Raw genomic sequence first — 19,481 nt, forward strand, 5'->3', positions numbered from 1 at the left:
ATTGATTTTCAGTCAATAAAGTACATAAAGCTAAAGTATTTCTTTCAAACTTGCTTTATATAACTTAAGTTCTTCCCAGGAGAACTTGTCACCAATGGTTTCTTTTAGTTCTGATAAACTTTCTCCTTTAAAATATTTAAACAAAACTTGTAATTGTTTAATTTTTTCAGCTGAAAGAACATCTTCGATGGCAATATAATCTTGTTGAATTAACTTTGCCAAATGACTGCTAATTGTAGTTTCCGTTAACTTTCTAATGGTTGCAATTTCTTTTATGTTTTGGTTTTGCTTCCAAAATTCTAAAGTGATTTCAATAGTAGGCTTTTTACTTTCTTTTGGTTTTTTAACCTTTGGTTCGTAATAAGAAACATCTGGATCAACATCAAAAACACCTGGTTTTACAGTGTTCAAATCTTTAATCTTCTTAAGTTTATTAGCCTTGTAGGAAAGTATTTCTTCAGAAATAAGATTTTCTTTCGAAATTTCTTTTCCTGAAGCGACCATTTCAATTAACAATTTGGCTTTCATTAAGCGTTGCATTGTTTTAGTTTGAGAATCTTCAAGATCATTTAATTCATCATAAAATGTTTTCACTTTTTTTATGCGTTTTATTTCATCAATTTTAAGTAATAATTCATACACAAAATTATCTAAGTCTTTATAAAAATAGTTGTACGCTGCTTGAAACCTTTCATTAATGTATTGAACTTCAAAGGGTTCTTTAGAGAAAATATTGCTTAATTGTTTAATAAAATTTTGAGCAGGAACAACCAAATTATCAATTTTATTCGATTGGTTTTCAGCCCATTTAGCATATTTAGCTTTTGGTGATTTTGGTGCTTCTTCTTTATAACTAAATCTGTGATTTCTCCATTCTTGTGCTAAGTCTTGCCAATCAAACGTCGCTTTTAAATAGTTAAATAAATAGTTTTTTGTTTCTTGTTCTAATGATTTCTGAATGTATTCGTCAGAAGCTTTTTGTTCAGCGTAAAGCATAACATCACTATCATTAGAAAGTCCATTCATCTGAATTGGTGCAAGTAAAACCAATCCTTTTAAAGATCTCAAACGAGATAATGCAACATAAGCTTGCCCAGGTTGAAAAACTCGTGAGACATCTAGTGCTGCTTTATCAAACGTTAATCCTTGGCTTTTATGAACCGTTATTGCCCATGCTAATTTTATGGGATAATGAGTAAATGTACCAAGTACTTCTTCCTGAATTTCTTTAGTAGTTTCATTAACTTTATACCTTATGTTTTGCCATTCGTATCGTTCAACGTCGATTGTTTTTTTCTCTTCTGGAAACTCAACAGTTATCTCATCTTTAGACAAATACTTAATTGTTCCCATTTTGCCGTTGAAATAATTTTTCTCAAAGGAAAGATCATTTTTAATAAACATAATTTGGGCTCCAACCTTTAATTCTAAATTATCTTCAACAGGATAAATTTTATCTGGAAAATCATCTATAACTTGAGCTTTATAAGTGAAAGATTTGCCTTCTAATTCATTTAAAGCTTCATTATTTATTGAATCTGCCTTTCTATTGTGTGTTGTAAGTGTAATAAAACCTTCATTCTTCTTTAAATCAAAATTAGGGTTAACAAATTGATTTAGAATACTTAAGTCATCTTTAGTTATAGTATTATTGCGTAAATTATTAAGCACTTCTATAAATTCACTATCAGTTTGACGATAAATTTTATCTAATTCAATGTATAATGGTGGATTTTGCTGCACAACATGAGAATGAAAGAAAAACTTACCTTGATAGTATTTTCGTAAGATGTCCCATTCTTCTGGTTTAACAATTGGTGGCAACTGTAGTAAATCTCCTATAAATAAAACTTGTGCACCTCCAAAAGGAAGTTTATTTCTTCTAACAGATTGCATCATGAAATCAATTGCATCTAGAAGATCTGCACGCAACATACTGACTTCGTCTATAACTAATAATTCAATGTTTCGAATTACATTTCGTTTGACAGCACTCATTTTAAAATGACGAGAAAGAGTACTTTTTGACTCAAATTTAACAGCGTCTTTAAAATGCGGAGCAATTGTATCTGGAATAAAACCGCCAAAAGGCAGTTGAAAAAGAGAATGAATAGTTACACCACCAGCATTTAAGGCAGCAATTCCAGTAGGAGCAACTACAGCAGTGTTTTTATGTGTTGTTTTGATTATTTCTTTGAGTAGAGTAGTCTTACCTGTTCCAGCTTTTCCAGTTAGAAAAACAGATTTGTTAGTTTGATTAATAAACTTCAAGGTATAACTTGCAACGGCTGATAATGAATTCATTGGCTTATATTTAACACCATAAAAGTATAAAAAAAACACAAATAAAAAACCCCATTAAAAAAATAATGAGGTTCTAAATGATTTTAAAAGAAATTATTTTTTAACTTCTTCTTTTTCAACTGTTTTAGTGGCTTCAGTTGGTTTATATTTATCATTAAGAGTTTTAAGTATCTCATCTGTAACATCATACGAATCTTTAGCATATAAAATACTAGGAGAAGTTAAACCGGTACCATATACATAGTCGTAGTTATTCTTTTTTCCGTAATCTTTAATGTAAAGTTTAATTTCTTTTACAAGAGAATCTAATTCAGCGTTACTTGCTGTTTGAATTTCTTGATACATTGATTGTTGCTTAATATTCAATTGTTGTTCTCTTTGCTGTAATTCTGCTGCTTTCTGTTGAGCCCATTGTGGTCCTTTTGCTTGCGCTTGTCTTAAAGCATTTTCATAATCTGATTGAAATTGTTTTGCTTCTGTATCAAGCTCACGTCCCATTTCTTCAGATTTTACTTTGTATTTATTTTCTATGTCAATAGCTTGTTGATGTTCCTTCATTAACTTTTCAGTATCAACATATGCTGTTTTTAGACCAGAAGGTCCTTCTTGTTTAGTACAAGACAATATTGCAAATCCAAGTGCAATAAATAATAATTTTTTCATATTCGTTATTTCTAAATTTTGGTAAAAGTAAACAATTGAAAATAGTAATGCAAGAGTTAATTTTTAAGGCATAAGAAATAACTATACTCTTTCTTTTTAAAATAGGTAATGCTTATGAAAAACAATATATTTAATTTATTTTTAAAACAACTTCTCGTTTGAAGCAACGTAATGCATATATAATTCTAAAAAAGCCTTTAAAAGGGTTTAAAATACTGTTTTAAGTGTTTTTTATCACATAAATATGAGATGAAAACTCTTTTTTATAGATTCCAGAGCAATTTGATAAAAAACCGTAGAAAAATCCTTTTAAGAAATTCATTTTTCCGGTTTTATATTTTTCAGATAAAAGACAAACATAAAAACTATCAAACCACATAGGTTTAACTTTTGTTAAAAATAAATTCTCTTTTGCAACAAGTTTTTGAATACTAGTTTTTGAAAAATGCCATAAATGTCGAGGCACATCATAAGCTGCCCAAAACACTTTATAATATTTTGCATCAAAAGATTTATAATTTGGAACCGCTATAATAATAGTTCCGTTTGGTTTTAACAATCTTTTTAAAGTTTTAATTTGATTTTCTAAATCTGGAACATGTTCTAAAACGTGCCACATTGTAATTACATCAAAAGAATTGTTTTCTAATTCATCTAAAGTTTCTGTAAAACTAACACCTTTTGATATTGAAATGTTTTTAGCTTTTTCGTTTGGTTCAATTCCGACACAGTTCCAACCAGCATTTTTAGCCTGAGTTAAAAAATCTCCAGTTCCTGCACCAATATCTAATAAATTTCCTTTTTTTGGATTTTCTTTTGTAATTAATACAACTTTATTCTTTAAAGCATTTGTTTTTACTAAATGATATAATTTTTCAAACAAGGTTCTTTTTGAATCTGTATGTGAAATATAATCTTCACTTTCATAATAGGAGGGAAGTTTGTCTAAAGAGGGTTGAGGAGAAGTTTTTAATAACTGTAATTCTTCGTCTAAAAGTAAATCAAATGATTCTTTTGAAACAGAATGATCTTTAACTTTTATAAAAACATTGTTGGGAGAGAAATTCATATTTTAAAATAAAACTTAAACAAAGGTAGTAAATGTAGTAGTTAACAAAGTATGTTTCACGTGAAACAATTTTTAGTATTCAGTGTTCAGTAATTAGTGTTCAGTTAGAACTGCTTACTAAAGACTGAACACTGAGCACTTTTTAACGTCCCATATAAATTAATAATACAGAAATATCACTTGGTGAAACACCACTAATTCTTGAAGCTTGTGCAATTGTCTTTGGACGAATTTTATTAAACTTCATTTTTGCTTCTGTAGAAATTGATTTAATTTTATTAAAATCAAAATTATCTGGAATTATTGCATCTTCTAAACGATTAAGTTTGTCAGCATGTAATCTTTCTTTTTCTATATAACCTGAATATTTAACATCAATTTCAGCTTGCTCAATAATTTCATCATCCAAAACATGTGTATTAATATATTCTGAAACTTTCTCAAACTTAACAATGTCTTCTAAATCTATTTGTGGTCTAGAAAAAACTTTAAACATTTTATCAGGTTGTGACATCAAACTCGATCCTTTAGATTCAAGAATAGGATTTGCTTCTTCAGGTTTTGCACTTGTATCTCTAAAAAACTGAACCATTGCATCTGACTTAGAAAATTTTTCTTCCATACGAATTAAACGTTCTTCTGAAGCTAAACCTAGTTCAAATCCTTTAGGAGTTAATCTTGAATCAGCATTGTCTTGACGAAGCAGTGTTCTATACTCTGCACGAGAAGTAAACATACGATAAGGCTCTTCTGTTCCTTTAGTAATTAGATCATCAATCAAAACTCCAATATAAGCTTCATTACGTTTTAGTATAAACTCATCACGTTCTTGAACTTTTAATGCTGCATTAATTCCTGCCATTAAACCTTGAGAAGCGGCTTCTTCGTATCCTGTTGTTCCGTTAATTTGACCAGCAAAATATAATCCTTCTACTAATTTAGTTTCTAAGGTGTGTTTTAATTGTGTAGGAGGGAAGTAATCATATTCAATTGCATATCCAGGTCTAAAAAATTTTACTTTTTCAAAACCGGCAACAGAACGCAAAGCTTTAAATTGAATATCTTCTGGAAGAGAAGTAGAAAATCCATTTACATAAACTTCTACTGTATTCCATCCTTCTGGCTCAATAAATAACTGATGTCTGTCTTTATCTGCAAAACGATTTATTTTATCTTCAATAGATGGGCAATATCTTGGACCTATACTTTTTATTCTTCCGTTAAACATCGGACTTCTGTCAAAACCTTCACGAAGATGATCGTGAACTTCAAGTGAAGTATAAGTCATATAACAAGATCTTTGATGGGTTAGAGGTTTTATACTTTGTAAATAAGAAAACTTATGAGGCTTTTCATCACCTGGTTGTTCAGCCATTTTTGAATAATCTAAAGAACGACCATCTACTCTTGGAGGCGTTCCAGTTTTCATTCTTCCAGATTCAAATCCTACTTTGACTAAATCTTCTGTGATTCCAAAAGAAGCACTTTCACCTGCACGACCACCTCCAAATTGTTTGTCACCAATATGGATTAAACCATTTAAAAAAGTACCGTTTGTCAACACAACTGTTTTAGCTTTAATCTCCAAACCTAGTGAAGTTTTGATTCCCACTATTTTGTTGTTTTCGATTAACAATCCCGAAACCATCTCTTGATAAAAATCTAAATTAGGAGTTCGCTCTAACATCAATCTCCATTCTTCTGCAAAGCGCATTCTATCACTTTGAACTCTTGGCGACCACATTGCAGGTCCTTTTGATTTATTCAACATCTTAAATTGAATGGCTGTTTTATCAGACACAATTCCAGAATAACCACCAAGCGCATCAATCTCTCTTACGATTTGACCTTTAGCGATTCCACCCATTGCAGGGTTACAAGACATCTGTGCGATGTTTTGTAGATTCATTGTGACTAGAAGAGTAGAGCAACCTAAATTTGCTGCAGAAGCCGCTGCTTCTGAGCCAGCATGACCACCACCGACTACTATAACATCGTATTGTTCTTGAAATATACTCATTGTTCCACGTGAAACATTAAAATTTATATTATAGATGATTATTGTTGTTCCACGTGGAACAAAGCAATTTTTTCATCTTCTTTTTGACGCATTACTAATGCTTCGTTATCTGTTTTGTCTTTATAGCCACAATAGTGCAGTATGCCGTGAGACAAGACTCTTTTGATTTCGTTTTCAAAAGGAACATTATACTCAATTGCATTTTCAGCAACTCTTTCTGTAGAAATAAATATATCACCTTGAATTAAGTCTCCGACAGAATAATCAAAACTTATAATATCAGTATAAGTATCATGATTCAGATACTCATTATTGATGTTTATTAAATATTCATCATCACAAAAGATGTAATTTATTTCACCTTCTGATTTGTTTTCTGATTGAATTATTCTTGATATCCAATCTTGATAAATTGATTCATCTTCTAAAAGAAAATCATTTTCGTAGTTAAATGTAATCATTACTTATTAAAATATTCTTTGACTTTTAGGTCGTAATTTTTTTGCAAAGGTAGACTTTGTCTATTTAATATCTCAATGCTTTTAATATAATCTTGTAATTCCTTTGGTAGGGTAGAAGCGTTGTTAGAAAACTTATCATCTGTTGTATTGGATTTACGTTTTTCATCTTGCCCTTGTTGTTGAATTGCATTCTCTAATTTTAGTAATTCATGTTTAAGATTTAGCATTTTTTGTAAGGTTTCATTTTTAAAACCTTTGTTGATTAATTGCTTTTCAATGTCTTTCATTTGGTTTAAAACATTGTTACCATTAATACCTTGTTGTTCTAAAGATTTCTGTAAAGCATCTCGCAGTTGTTGTTGTTCTCTTAGGATTTCTAATACCTTTCCAGCGTTTCCCTCAGAACCTTCTCCTTCACCGTTTTCTCCCTGACCTTTTCCATCTTTTTTTCCTTCACCAGATTTTTCGCCAGGTTTATCACCAGGTTTATCACCAGGCTTTTCTCCTGGTTTCATTCCTTCTTTCATTTTTTCAGAAAGTCCTTCTTGTTTTTTTATTATATCTGATAATTGTTTTCCAGGATTACCTTGTCCTGGTTTTGGCATTCCTTTGCCTTTTCCTTTACCTTTTCCAGACATTTGCATATTCATATCACTCTGAACATTACTTAAAAAGTCAGCCAATTTATTTGCACTTGATAAAACATATTGCTGTAAAGAAGCTCCTCTGGCAACGTTATTGTCCGCTAAAGTTTCCAAAGAATTATCTAAGTTATAGTGAATTTCTCCTATTTCGTTTAATACAAATTCAGAAATCATTGGGTTACGAAGTGAAACTGCAAAGATACTATCATCCACATGTTGAAACTGCAATTTAAGTTCTTGTTGTTTTTTAAGGATTTTATTCAAAGCCAAAGATCGGGATTGAGAAGATTTTGTTGGTTGAATTAAAGCTTCTTCATCATAAGAAAAGGCTAAAAGATTATCTAAAATTTGACGTAACGCTTTTACGTCTTCTTCCATTTGTTGAGATTCTCCACCTTCCATTGATGCGCTCATTTTCTGACTCATTTCTTTCATCTTCTTTCCTGCAGATTTTTGAGACTTTGAAGCGCTTGGTTTGTCATTCTTTTTTAGATCTTCTTCAGATTTTTCTAAATCATCTTGAACATCTTCTTGTTCGTTTTTATCATTTGGAATGTCCATAGGTTTTTTTAAATCCTTATTTTCTTTATCCAATTGTTGTATCTCTTCTTTTATTTTTTCAAATTCATCAGCTACTTTTTTCTGTTCTTCTAAATTATTTTTATTTTCGTTAGCTAATTTATCTTCTTTTTCTGCTAACTTATTTAATTTATCAGCAATTTGTTCAGCCTTTTTTTCAACATAAAAACGTTTCGTTAATTCTACAAGTTGCTCTAAATTCTTAGCTTGATTTTTTGAATCCTTTTTTAATTTATCTGCTTTTTCAAACAGTTCATCATCTTGTAATTTCTTATGTAATTCTTCTAATTCTTTTAAAAGTTTTTCGTTTTTTTCTGATTGTTTTTGACTTTCATCTAAACGACGTAATAATTCTTTTTTAAGTTTATCTTCTTCTTTTGGATTAAAATTCTCAAGATTTTCAGAAAGTTTTTTGGTAAATTCTTTCATCATATCATCTTGTGATTTTTGTTTTTTGATGAAATCTTCAATCTTTTTTTGATCTTTAAAGTCAAGATTAGCTTTCTCCTTTTTCATTTTTTGGAGTTTATCTAATTCCTTTAATTGCTTGTCTTGATTATTTAATGACTTTTCTAAACTGTTAATATTGTCATTTTGATCTTTTAATAATTCATCTTGTTTTTGATCATCCGTTAATTCGTTATGAGAAAAAACAGAAGACTTACTTGACTTGTAATTATTCAAAGCATCATTATCAAAAACTTCAAAATAGTATTCATAAATAATTCCTTGTTCTACATTTAAACCTGTGGGAAAAGAATAAACAAATTGATCAACGGTTTGATTCTTTACTGCAAGTGTTCCACGTTTAACCATTTGAGGTTTTCCTTTTGGATAATAAACAATTTGTAATTTACTCAACCCATAATCATCTGACAATTGACCTATAATAAAGTTCTTTTTTAGGCTTAAAGAATCAGGTGCTTTATTAGCAACTATAAAAGGATATTGATCTTTAACGATATTTACTTGATAATCTAGTTTTTCAAAGTTTTTTACGTCTTTATTTGATGTTACTATTTGATATTCAGTATTTTGACTAATATTTTTAGAGAAATTAAACTCACCGTTTGATGAAGAGTAAACAGATTTACTATTATTTGAAATAAAAGCAATATCAGTAGTAGCAAAAGTTGATAATTTCCATAGAATTGTTGTTCCTTCTGGTACAATTGCGTTTCCTGTTCCTTTAATAATTTCTGATTTACGCTTTAAATAACTTGGATAAGTTAATATCATTTCAAAATTATTGATAGTAGGAACATTAACAACTTTAAGATTAAAATCTTTTGAGTTTATAGAGTTAGCTTTCAGACTAAAATTTACATCCGAAATAACATTATCAAACTTATATTGAAACTCTCCAGGATTCGTGTTTTCCAATAAATATTCTTCATCACCTATTATAAGTGAAACATTTTCAGGTATAACATTACCAACAGTCTTTACTTGTAAAGTAAAATCTTTGTTTTGTTGAGTTACCAAATCTTTATTCAAAACCACAAACTGAAAAGGTGCAGGTGGAACATATTTTGTATTGTAATTAACAACTCTATCAAGTCCTTGTGAAATAACTTTTGAATTTCCAGACACAAAAAACAAAGCCAATAATAGAATTGGAACTATGGCATAAGGCAAGAATTTCTTATTCTTATTAAAATTAATCGCATTAGAGAAAGGAATTGGACTTAAGGTTTCCGCTTTTTGATTGATTGAAGCTAAAAGTAATTCCGCCCCAATACCTTGGGATCCTGTTTGATTTGATAACTGTAAAAAATTTGTAAGTTTATCATTGACTTCACTAAAGTGATTTCCAATAATTACTGAAGCTTGTTCATAATTAATTCCTTTTTGAAGTTTAAATAATTTAAACAATGGAAAAAATATAAAACGAACTAATAAGAAAATTTGAACAGCTACAAACAACCAAAATAAAATCGTTCTTCCTGAAGTTGGTAACCAAAGGAAATATTCGACTAAAATGGTAAATAGAAAATATAGTAAACCAAGTCCAACAAAAAGAATAATTCCTTTTATTAGTTCATTGGTGTAAAACCTCTTGATAAAGGCTTCTAATTTTTCAAAAATGATAGCTTTTGTTTCCAAATTGTTTATAATCTGTTAATAACCGATAAAAATACAATTTAAAATGTAATTAGTCAAAACTAAATAGTGATTAGCAAAACTTTAACTTGATATCATGTTGATAAGTAGCAGATTTTCTAAAATCTAAATTCTTACTTCTAAATTCAAATTGTATCTTTGTAACAAATTAGAAAAAAAATGTCAAAACCAGTTAGAGTACGATTTGCTCCAAGTCCAACAGGAGGATTACATATAGGTGGTGTGAGAACCGCTTTATTTAATTATTTATTTGCTAAAAAAAATAACGGTACATTCTATTTAAGAGTAGAAGATACAGATCAAACTAGATTTGTTGAAGGTGCTGAAGAATATATATTAGAAGCTTTAGAATGGTTAGGTATTTCTCCAGATGAAACGGTTGGAAAAAATGAAAAATTTGGACCTTATCGTCAAAGTGAGCGAAAAACAATTTATAATAAATATGCTGATCAATTGATTGAAAACGGTTGGGCTTATTATGCTTTTGACACGGCTGAATCATTAGATGCACACAGAAAACAACACGAAGCTGAAGGAAAAACATTCATTTACAATTGGCATAATCGTGAAAAATTAGATACTTCTTTAGTTTTATCAAAAGAAGAAACGGCTAAAAGAATTGCGAATGGTGATGCTTTTGTGATTCGTTTTAAAACTCCAGTGAATGAAATTTTAGAATTAAAAGATATTATTCGTGGTGAAATTAAGTTTGATACGAATTTATTAGACGATAAGGTTTTATTCAAAAGTGATGGAATGCCAACATATCATTTAGCCAATATTGTGGATGATCATTTGATGGAAACTTCGCATGTAATTCGTGGTGAAGAATGGTTACCAAGTATGCCATTGCACAGTTTATTATACAGAGCATTTGGTTGGGATGCACCTGAATTTGCACATTTACCTTTAATTCTAAAACCAGTTGGAAACGGAAAGTTAAGCAAGCGTGATGGTGATAAATTAGGATTTCCTGTATTTCCCTTAGCTTGGAAAACTGCTGAAGGAACATCAATGGGTTATAGAGAACAAGGGTTTTTTCCTGAAGCTGTAATTAACTTTTTAGCTTTATTAGGTTGGAATGATGGAACAGATAAAGAATTATATTCCTTAGCAGAATTAGTTGACACTTTTGATTTAAACAGAATTCACAAAGCAGGAGCAAAATTTGATCCAGATAAAAACAAATGGTTCAATCATCAATATTTGATTACTAAAGATGATGCTGAATTGGCTGAAATGTTTAAAGTTGAGTTATCAAATAAAGGAATTTCAACAGATTTAGATATAACGAGAGTTGTTGGTTTAGTAAAAGAACGAGCTAATTTCGTGAATGAACTTTGGGATTTATCAGATTATTTCTTTGAAGCACCAACTTCATATGATGAAAAAGCATCAAAAAATTGGAAAGAAGAAACTCCTGAATTGATGCAAAAAGTGATTGTTAAATTGAATAACATTGAAGACTTTACTTCTCAAAACATTGAAACTCTTTTAAAAGAATGGATGACAACTAATGAAATGGGAATGGGAAAAGTAATGCAACCTTTACGATTAAGTTTGGTTGGTGCTTTAAAAGGACCACATTTGTTTGATATCATTGAAATGATTGGAAAAGAAGAAACCAATAAACGTATTGAAAAAGCGATACAAACCTTATAAAAAAGTTAATCCCGAAAGTTTCGGGATTTTTTTTTGTAACTTTTCACAACATTAAGCGTATAATTAACATAACCATTTAAAAAACAAACTATGTACGGACTTTACATTTTCATATTTTTAGGAGTAGTCATTTTATTCTCATCCTTTTTTACAGTAAAACAGCAAACAGCTGCTGTTATTGAACGTTTCGGTAAATTTGCCAGTACTCGTACTTCTGGTCTTCAATTAAAAATTCCAATTATTGATAGAGTTGCAGGAAGAGTAAATCTTCGTATTCAACAATTAGATGTAATGATTGAAACAAAAACTAAAGATAACGTATTCGTGAAACTAAAAGTTTCCGTTCAATTTAAAGTATTACAAGAAAGTGTTTACGATGCTTTTTATAAATTAGAATATCCACATGATCAAATTACATCTTATGTTTTTGACGTAGTTCGTGCTGAAGTACCAAAATTAAAGTTAGATGACGTTTTTGAACGTAAAGATGATGTTGCCGTTGCTGTAAAAAGAGAATTAAACGGTGCAATGTCAGGTTATGGATATGACATCATCAACACACTGATTACAGATATTGATCCAGATATTCAAGTTAAGAATGCAATGAATAGAATTAATGCTGCTGATCGTGAAAAAACAGCTGCAGAATATGAAGCTGAAGCAGGAAGAATTAGAATTGTAGCTAAAGCAAAAGCTGAAGCAGAAAGTAAAAGACTTCAAGGACAAGGTATTGCTGACCAACGTAGAGAGATTGCACGTGGATTGGTAGAATCTGTAGATGTATTGAACAGAGTTGGAATTAACTCTCAAGAAGCTTCTGCTTTAATTGTTGTGACACAACATTATGACACTTTACAAGCAATTGGTGCTGATTCAAATAGTAATTTGATCTTATTACCAAATTCGCCACAAGCTGGAAGTGAAATGTTGAATAACATGGTAGCGAGTTTTACGGCAAGTAATCAAGTTGGTGAATCAATGAAAAAAGCAAATTCAACTAAGAGAAAGAAAAACGAAGATGATGTTAATATGGGAGGGTAGGTTTTAGAAATTCCAATTCTAAAATTCCAAATTACAAAAAGGCTGCTTTTGAAAAAAAGTGGTCTTTTTTATTTGTGATAAAGAAAAAAATAGTCAACCACAAATAATTTTAAAATCTGAATTTGAAAATTGCTGTTTAAAAGGTAAAAACGCCAATAAAAGACGTTTTTGGAACAAAATAAACTAACTCAATAAAGAAGATGAAATAAATTTAAAAACACCTTAAATTTAATTTATGAAGGTTGTTTTTGATAGACAAAAACTATTGCTTGAGTAGATTTTATTATTTAATTTTATGCTAGGTCGAAATCGTTTTACTTAGAAAAATAAATGATAAATGATAAATTTTGTTGTTTATCTATTGAAAAAGTAAATTATCGATTGGTTATCTATAATTCATCTTTTTAATAAAATATTAGTAAAAAGTAATATTACTTTGAAAATAAATATCAAAAAGATGAAAATAGAAATAGAGAATAATAATGTTATAAAAATAAGTAGTAATAAAAACAATTACAACTACAACACAACAGAAATTGAAAAAATATATGTCAATTTTAAAAAAAAATGGCTCTTCTCTCTTAAAAAATATTATTTAGTTATTATTTTAAAAAACGGCAAAAAAGATAAATTCAACTTAGACAGAAAACACAAAGAAAAAATTAAAAATTTTGTATTAGATTATAACTATAAACTTCGGAAAAACAAACGAACTCTTGCAAGAGTGTAAAAATGTATTTACTGATTACTAATTTTAGCCCAAGTATCTCTTAATCCAACTGTTTTATTAAAAACTAGTTTCTCAGCCGTTGAATCTCTATCCACACAAAAATAACCTAAACGTTGAAATTGATAGTGTTCTAATTCTTTAGATTCAACCAGTGAAGGTTCAACAAAACCAGTAATGACTTCTAAAGAGTTTTTATTTATGAATTCTTTAAAATCAATTTCTTTGTTTCCATCAGGGTTTTCGTCTGTAAATAATCTGTCATAAACTCTAACTTCAGCTTCAACAGCGTGTTTTATAGAAACCCAATGAATTGTTCCTTTTACTTTTCGTTGACTAGCTTCAGAACCACTTCCTGATTTAGAATCTTTATCATAAGTACAGTGAATTTCAGTAATATTTCCGTCAACATCTTTTACAACTGATTCACCTTTAATGATATAAGCATTTTTAAGACGTACTTCTGTTCCTAAAGTCAAACGGAAAAATTTCTTATGCGCTTCTTCTTGAAAATCTTCTCTTTCGATATATAATTCTTTTGAAAAAGGTAAATTTCTATAAGTCATTACTTCTTCTTCTTGATTATTTTCAGCTTCAACCCATTCTTCTTCTCCATCAGGATAATTGGTAATTATCAACTTCACAGGATTTAAAACAGCCATTACTCTAGGAGCAATTTTATTCAAATCTTCACGAACGTAAAATTCTAATAAAGAGACATCTATAAGATTATCCCGTTTAGCAATTCCGATAGCATTTGCAAAATTTACTATGGCTTTTGGAGTATAGCCACGTCTTCTCATTCCAGAAATTGTTGACATTCTTGGATCATCCCAACCAGTTACATGACCTTCACTTACTAATTGAGCTAATTTTCGTTTACTAACAACAGTATGAGAAAGATTTCTTCTAGCAAATTCACGTTGTTTTGGTCTAACTTTAGATTCATCGTAAATTTGGTTTAAGAACCAATCATATAATTCTCTATGAGGTAAGAATTCTAATGTACAGAAAGAGTGTGAAATTTGTTCGATATAATCACTTTCACCATGAGCCCAATCATACATAGGATAAATACACCATTTGTTAGCTGTTCTATGATGATCTTTGTGTAAAACTCTGTAAATTAAAGGATCACGCATCAACATATTAGTTGCGTTCATGCTTATTTTAGCACGTAAAACGTGTGTTCCTTCTGGAAATTCACCATTTTTCATTCGTTCAAATAAATCAAGGTTCTCTTCTACGGTTCGGTTTCTAAAAGGAGAATCTGTACCAAATTGTGTTGGAGTTCCTTTTTGAATAGCCATTTCTTCAGAAGTTTGACTATCTACGTAAGCTTTACCTTTTTTGATTAATTCAATAGTCCAATCATATAATTGTTGAAAATAATCTGAGGCGTAACATTCTTTATCCCATTGAAATCCAAGCCATTCTACATCTTTTTTGATAGCGTCAACAAATTCTTGTTCTTCTTTTGCAGGATTTGTATCGTCAAAACGAAGATTAACTGGAGCTTTATAATCTAAACCTAATCCAAAATTTAAACAAATAGAACTAGCGTGACCAATATGTAAATAACCGTTTGGCTCAGGTGGAAAACGAAAGCGTAATTTATCATTAGATAAACCTTTTTTCAAATCTTCTTCTATAATTTGTTCGATGAAATTTAATGCTTTTTGTTCTGACATTTCTGTATATTTTTAGCAAAAATAACTAAAATTATTAAGGCTAAAAATTGATTTTATATATAATATAGTTAAAGTACGGTTTTACAATTTAAAAGAGGTGGTTTTACCGTAGAAAAGGGTGTTTTAATCGATTTTAACGGTTGTCAACATTATTTGTTAATAAAAAATATTTGGATGTTAATAAAATTTTATATATTTGTAATAGTAATATTCGGACACTTATATTAAATTAGAAATCAATATGTTACAAAAGTTAATAGCCCCGTTAGCTTTGTTGAACAAAAAAGTTTTTTTAACAATAGCCTTGTTAATAAGTTGTATTGTTGCCTCTGCGCAAATTACAATAAACACACCTACACTGGGTTTTTCTCAAGTATGTGCTTCAACAACTTTTAACAATTATAATCTTAGTTTTTCATTTTCTCCTACCTCTAATTTAGGTTCAGGGAATATATTTACTGTAGAATTATCTAATGCCGCTGGAAGTTTTACTACACCAACCGTATTAACAACCTCTACTGCAATAACTTCTCCTGTAAATGTGTCTTTTCCTTTTCCAACAAATGTTAATGGAACGAACTATAGAATTCGTATAAAAAGTTCTTCACCAGTAAGCACTAGTCCTTCAAGTCCAGCTTTTTCGGCAAATTACGCTGTCTACAATCAACCTTTTACAATTAACAACAACGTTTTTAATCAATCTATCTGTAGTACGTCTACTTTCAATTTAACCATTGACAGTGGTCCAAATAGTCCTTTAAATTTTTCGCAATTAACATATGTTTGGAAAAAAGATGGTGTAATTATATCAGGTCAAACAGGTCCAAGCTTACCAATTACAGCAGCAGGAAGTTATTATGTTAGTGTAAATTATGGAACGTGTAACTATAACTCTTATTCAAATGCTGTTGCTGTAAGTGTAACACCCTCTGAAACATTAACTATTAGCTCACAAGGCAATGCAACAAATATTTGTCCAACAACTGGTTTATTTTTATCAAGTATGATTGCTAGTTCGGGTTATACATATCAATGGTATTTAAACAATATATTTATAAGTGGAGCAACTAACGCAACTTATAGTGCAACACAAGCGGGAAGTTATTCATTAGTAGCTTCAAATTCAGCTTGTGTAATTAATTCAAACGTTTTAGTACTAACCGAAAACAGCTTTACTCTTTCATTAGATTCTGGGACAGAAATTAACTTGTTGCCTGGGGAAAATAAAACATTGACTTGTACAACTAATGCTTTAAGTCCTACCTATAAATGGTATAAAAACAACGTAGAAATTTCTGGAGAAATAAGTAATTCTTTATCCGTATCGCAAACGGGAACTTATAAAGTAATAGTAACACAAAATACAGATTGTATTCTTGAAAAAGAAGTTTCTACTTTAGTATCTCCATATACATCTTATAATTTAACAATAATTCACGACGCTGACTATTCAAGTTGTGAAAACCTTTCAGAAATTTTAACTGTCCAAGATTTTGAAGCAAGTTCGAATTTAATAACAGTTGCCGTTCCTTCAAACATTGGTGTAACGTATAAATGGTATAAAAATAATGTCGTGATAATTGGAGCTAATTCATCTAGTTATACTATAGCGAATTATACAGAAAACGGAAGTTATCGTGTAGTTGCGAATTTTACAGATGGTCAAATAGTTTCTTCTAATGATTTGGATGTTAAATTAAAAATTGACGAGATTATAAACTTAACAACAGATGGTGTTTTGTGTAGTACGAATAATGATGTTACAATTACTTCTTCTGTTACAGATCCAATTTTTACTTATCAATGGTTTATGGATGGTGATGCTTCAGTTTTAGGAACAAATACTAGTTATACTGCAACCTTAGAAGGTGATTACTATTTAAAAATATCTCTTTTTGGCTGTGAATTAAATTCAGATTTGATAGCCGTTGCAACTATAGATGAAAATCAATTAGTAACAAATTATGATGAAGATATTTTTATCAATGAAAACGAAGAAATAACCATAACTGCATCTGGAGCTGATTCTTACGAATGGTTTATTGATGGCGTTTTAGAAAGTTCTTCTAACGAAATTATTGTTAATCAAGAAATTACGATTCAATTAATAGCTCAACTTAATGGGTGTGAAATCATTAAAAATTTCAATGTGTTATATCAAGCTCAAGTGTTTAGTGCTGTAATTCCAAATACGATAACTCCAAACAATGATGGTAAAAACGATACTTGGATAATTACAGAAGAATTGGCTTATCAAAACAATGTTGAGGTTGTAATATTTTCATCAAATCAACAAATTGTTTATAGAACAAAAGATTATCAGAATAATTGGCCATTTGATCCCATTTCAAAAAACAATAGAATTTTTTATTACAAAATAATACGTGATAATTCAACCGTACATCAAGGTACAATATCAGTAATACAATAAGAATGAATAGACACAAACTTCTTTTTATTATAGGGCTAGCCTTAAGCTGTGTTATGAATTACGCTCAAACTGATAGCAGTGATGAGTTTATAATGCCATCTCAGACTTTTATGCGCTTTAATAGAAATTTAGTTAACCCTACATTATCAATATTTAATAGTCATAAAGCTGAATATGTAGCTTATCATAGAAAACAATGGTTTGATTATGATGAGTCACCAATAACATACATGGTGAATTACTCAGGAAACGATTATGAAAATAGTGGTTATGGACTGGGAATTTATCAACAAGAGGTGGGTGTTTGGAAAAGCATTGGAGCTATTGCTAATTATGCAAAAGGAGTCCGTTTAAATGACGAAACTATATTGTCTTTTGGATTTAATATGGTCTTTTTTAATTCGGGTTTAAACAGAGGTAAAATAATAACCGGTGAAGCTGATCCGTATTTGGAACAATATGATAATACAAGTATGCTAATGCTAAATCCTGGATTATCTATCCAAATGGGAAAATTTAATTTTGGTGTTTACGGAGATAATTTAGTGGATTATAATTTTAAGTTGGGTGAAATGCAAACCAAATTTGGAGAAAAAACGATATCAAGTCATTTGTCGTATATATACACTTTGGAGAATGCTTCAAATTTATTTGAAAATAGTAGTTTAACCTTTTTAGGAAGAGGAAAATATATAGCCATGAAAGACTTTGACTACTCAGGTGGAATTTTATATAATGTTCCAAGAGCAGGTTGGATACAAGGTTCTTATAGTGATTATTATGGGGTTTCTGGTGGTTTAGGAATAAACATATCACAAAAAATTGCTGTAGGTTATAATTATGAAAAAGGATTAGGTAAAGAAATTACAAATTTAGGAGCTACTCACGAAATATTTTTGGCCCTAACATTAGATAGTAATGAAGAATTTTCGGCTTATGCTAAAAAACCAAAAGTTGATAAACAAGAAGAAGCTGAAAGACTTAAAAATCAAACCTTAGAACAAGAAGAAATTGACAGGTTTAAACAAAACATTTATAACCAAAGTATAATAGAAACTAACAATACGATTGTTAAGAAACTAGAAGAATTTGTATTAAATGCAGAGAACGATAACATTAATTATTTATTACTCCCAGAGAAAAATACAGGAGTTAAAAAAGGATATTATGTAATTGCTACTATTTATAAAGATAAAAAGAAAGCATCAAAATACATAAATGAGTTAAAGAAAAAAGGATTAAACAAAAGTGGATCATTTAAAACATCTGGCAATCAATGGAACTATGTTTACATAGAACGTTTTGAAAGTTATGATGCTGCCAAAAAAGCATATCAAACTAAATTCAACAATAAGTACCCCGAAACTATGTGGATTTTACCAATACTATAACCTATGAGAAAAATTACTCTATCTCAAAAATTTGTTGTTATTCTAATTGTAATATTAGGAACAATTACGTCTTCAGCACAAATTAAAAACCCTTTTGATGTTCGATTTCAAACAACAGTAAGAGGTGATTTAACAATGATTTCTAACAACATTGTTAACAGAAGTCCAAATCCAAATACGGCATATAATACTACCGGAAATTCATCTATTTATAATGATCAAACCAATATGCAATTTATTGATATTGATGGTACAACTCAAACATTTAATTCTAGTAGTGCAAATTTAACAATTGCGGATGCAACATGTTCAAATATTGTTCATGCAGGATTATATTGGTCTGCGACATATAGATATAATGTAGGAAATGATCCTTCTAGTGGAAGAGCAACAGATTGGAATCAAGTAAAGTTTAGAGTACCAGGTGGTGCTTATGTTGATGTAATTGCTGATGAAGTTTTATATAATGGTTTTGCTGATGCTAATCAAACAAATGTAACACACGGTCCTTATGGCTGTTTTGCTGATGTAACATCTTTAATTGCAGGTTTAGCAAATCCAAACGGAACTTACTTTGTTGGAAATATTAGAGTAAGTACAAATGGTAGTAGTAGTGGTTCATTTTCAATTCCAGGAGGTGTAGCGGGTGGATGGACTTTAGTAATTGTGTATGA

At 29.8% G+C, this 19,481-nt stretch carries 12 protein-coding genes and 1 pseudogene; 6 read left to right on the forward strand and 7 right to left on the reverse strand.

Features of this window, described 5'->3' with window-relative positions; translation table 11 throughout:
- Positions 1-30: 30 nt before the first annotated feature.
- The 6 genes from AACZ53_RS01380 to AACZ53_RS01405 all read right to left on the reverse strand — a co-directional run bounded on the left by AACZ53_RS01380 (position 31) and on the right by AACZ53_RS01405 (position 9,846).
- Positions 31-2,304, reverse strand: a complete 2,274-nt coding sequence (locus AACZ53_RS01380; RefSeq protein ID WP_339833860.1) for a helix-turn-helix domain-containing protein — start codon at positions 2,302-2,304, stop codon at positions 31-33.
- A 93-nt stretch (positions 2,305-2,397) separates the two neighbouring features.
- Positions 2,398-2,967, reverse strand: a complete 570-nt coding sequence (locus AACZ53_RS01385; protein ID WP_339833862.1) for an OmpH family outer membrane protein — start codon at positions 2,965-2,967, stop codon at positions 2,398-2,400.
- 220 nt (positions 2,968-3,187) lie between these two features.
- Positions 3,188-4,036, reverse strand: coding sequence for a class I SAM-dependent methyltransferase (locus AACZ53_RS01390; RefSeq protein ID WP_339833864.1), 849 nt, complete (start codon positions 4,034-4,036; stop codon positions 3,188-3,190).
- A gap of 142 nt (positions 4,037-4,178) precedes the next feature.
- Complete coding sequence (mnmG, locus tag AACZ53_RS01395; protein WP_339833866.1) at positions 4,179-6,056, reverse strand: tRNA uridine-5-carboxymethylaminomethyl(34) synthesis enzyme MnmG; 1,878 nt, start codon at positions 6,054-6,056, stop codon at positions 4,179-4,181.
- A 38-nt stretch (positions 6,057-6,094) separates the two neighbouring features.
- Positions 6,095-6,517 (reverse strand): rRNA maturation RNase YbeY, encoded by a 423-nt coding sequence (gene ybeY, locus AACZ53_RS01400; RefSeq protein ID WP_339833868.1) that lies wholly within the window; start codon positions 6,515-6,517, stop codon positions 6,095-6,097.
- A complete protein-coding gene (locus AACZ53_RS01405) occupies positions 6,517-9,846 on the reverse strand; it encodes a hypothetical protein (RefSeq protein WP_339833871.1) in 3,330 nt (1,109 codons plus the stop codon). Before AACZ53_RS01405 ends, ybeY begins: the two co-directional genes overlap by 1 nt.
- Positions 9,847-10,023: 177 nt before the next feature.
- Between AACZ53_RS01405 and gltX the strand changes: the two genes are divergently transcribed.
- The 3 genes from gltX (at position 10,024) to AACZ53_RS01420 (ending at position 13,297) form a co-directional block, all read left to right on the forward strand.
- Complete coding sequence (gene gltX / locus AACZ53_RS01410) at positions 10,024-11,526, forward strand: glutamate--tRNA ligase (RefSeq protein WP_339833874.1); 1,503 nt, start codon at positions 10,024-10,026, stop codon at positions 11,524-11,526.
- A 90-nt stretch (positions 11,527-11,616) separates the two neighbouring features.
- Positions 11,617-12,567, forward strand: coding sequence for an SPFH domain-containing protein (locus tag AACZ53_RS01415; protein ID WP_339833877.1), 951 nt, complete (start codon positions 11,617-11,619; stop codon positions 12,565-12,567).
- Between the two features lie 457 nt (positions 12,568-13,024).
- Positions 13,025-13,297 carry a hypothetical protein gene (locus tag AACZ53_RS01420; protein WP_339833880.1) on the forward strand — a complete coding sequence of 91 codons (273 nt, stop codon included), beginning with the start codon at positions 13,025-13,027 and terminating at the stop codon, positions 13,295-13,297.
- Between the two features lie 8 nt (positions 13,298-13,305).
- Here the strand turns inward: AACZ53_RS01420 and AACZ53_RS01425 are convergent, their stop codons facing one another.
- Positions 13,306-14,985, reverse strand: coding sequence for a glutamine--tRNA ligase/YqeY domain fusion protein (locus tag AACZ53_RS01425; protein ID WP_339833883.1), 1,680 nt, complete (start codon positions 14,983-14,985; stop codon positions 13,306-13,308).
- A 241-nt stretch (positions 14,986-15,226) separates the two neighbouring features.
- On the opposite strand from AACZ53_RS01425, the gene AACZ53_RS01430 reads away from it, so the two are divergent.
- From AACZ53_RS01430 to AACZ53_RS01440, 3 genes and pseudogenes are all read left to right on the forward strand, one after another.
- Positions 15,227-17,416, forward strand: a complete 2,190-nt coding sequence (locus AACZ53_RS01430; RefSeq protein WP_339833886.1) for a gliding motility-associated C-terminal domain-containing protein — start codon at positions 15,227-15,229, stop codon at positions 17,414-17,416.
- A gap of 2 nt (positions 17,417-17,418) precedes the next feature.
- Positions 17,419-18,807 (forward strand): PorP/SprF family type IX secretion system membrane protein, encoded by a 1,389-nt coding sequence (locus tag AACZ53_RS01435; protein ID WP_339833888.1) that lies wholly within the window; start codon positions 17,419-17,421, stop codon positions 18,805-18,807.
- Between the two features lie 3 nt (positions 18,808-18,810).
- A pseudogene (locus AACZ53_RS01440) lies at positions 18,811-19,481 on the forward strand (hypothetical protein); the annotation flags it as partial.

This window comes from uncultured Flavobacterium sp. (assembly GCF_963975005.1).
Classification (GTDB): domain Bacteria; phylum Bacteroidota; class Bacteroidia; order Flavobacteriales; family Flavobacteriaceae; genus Flavobacterium.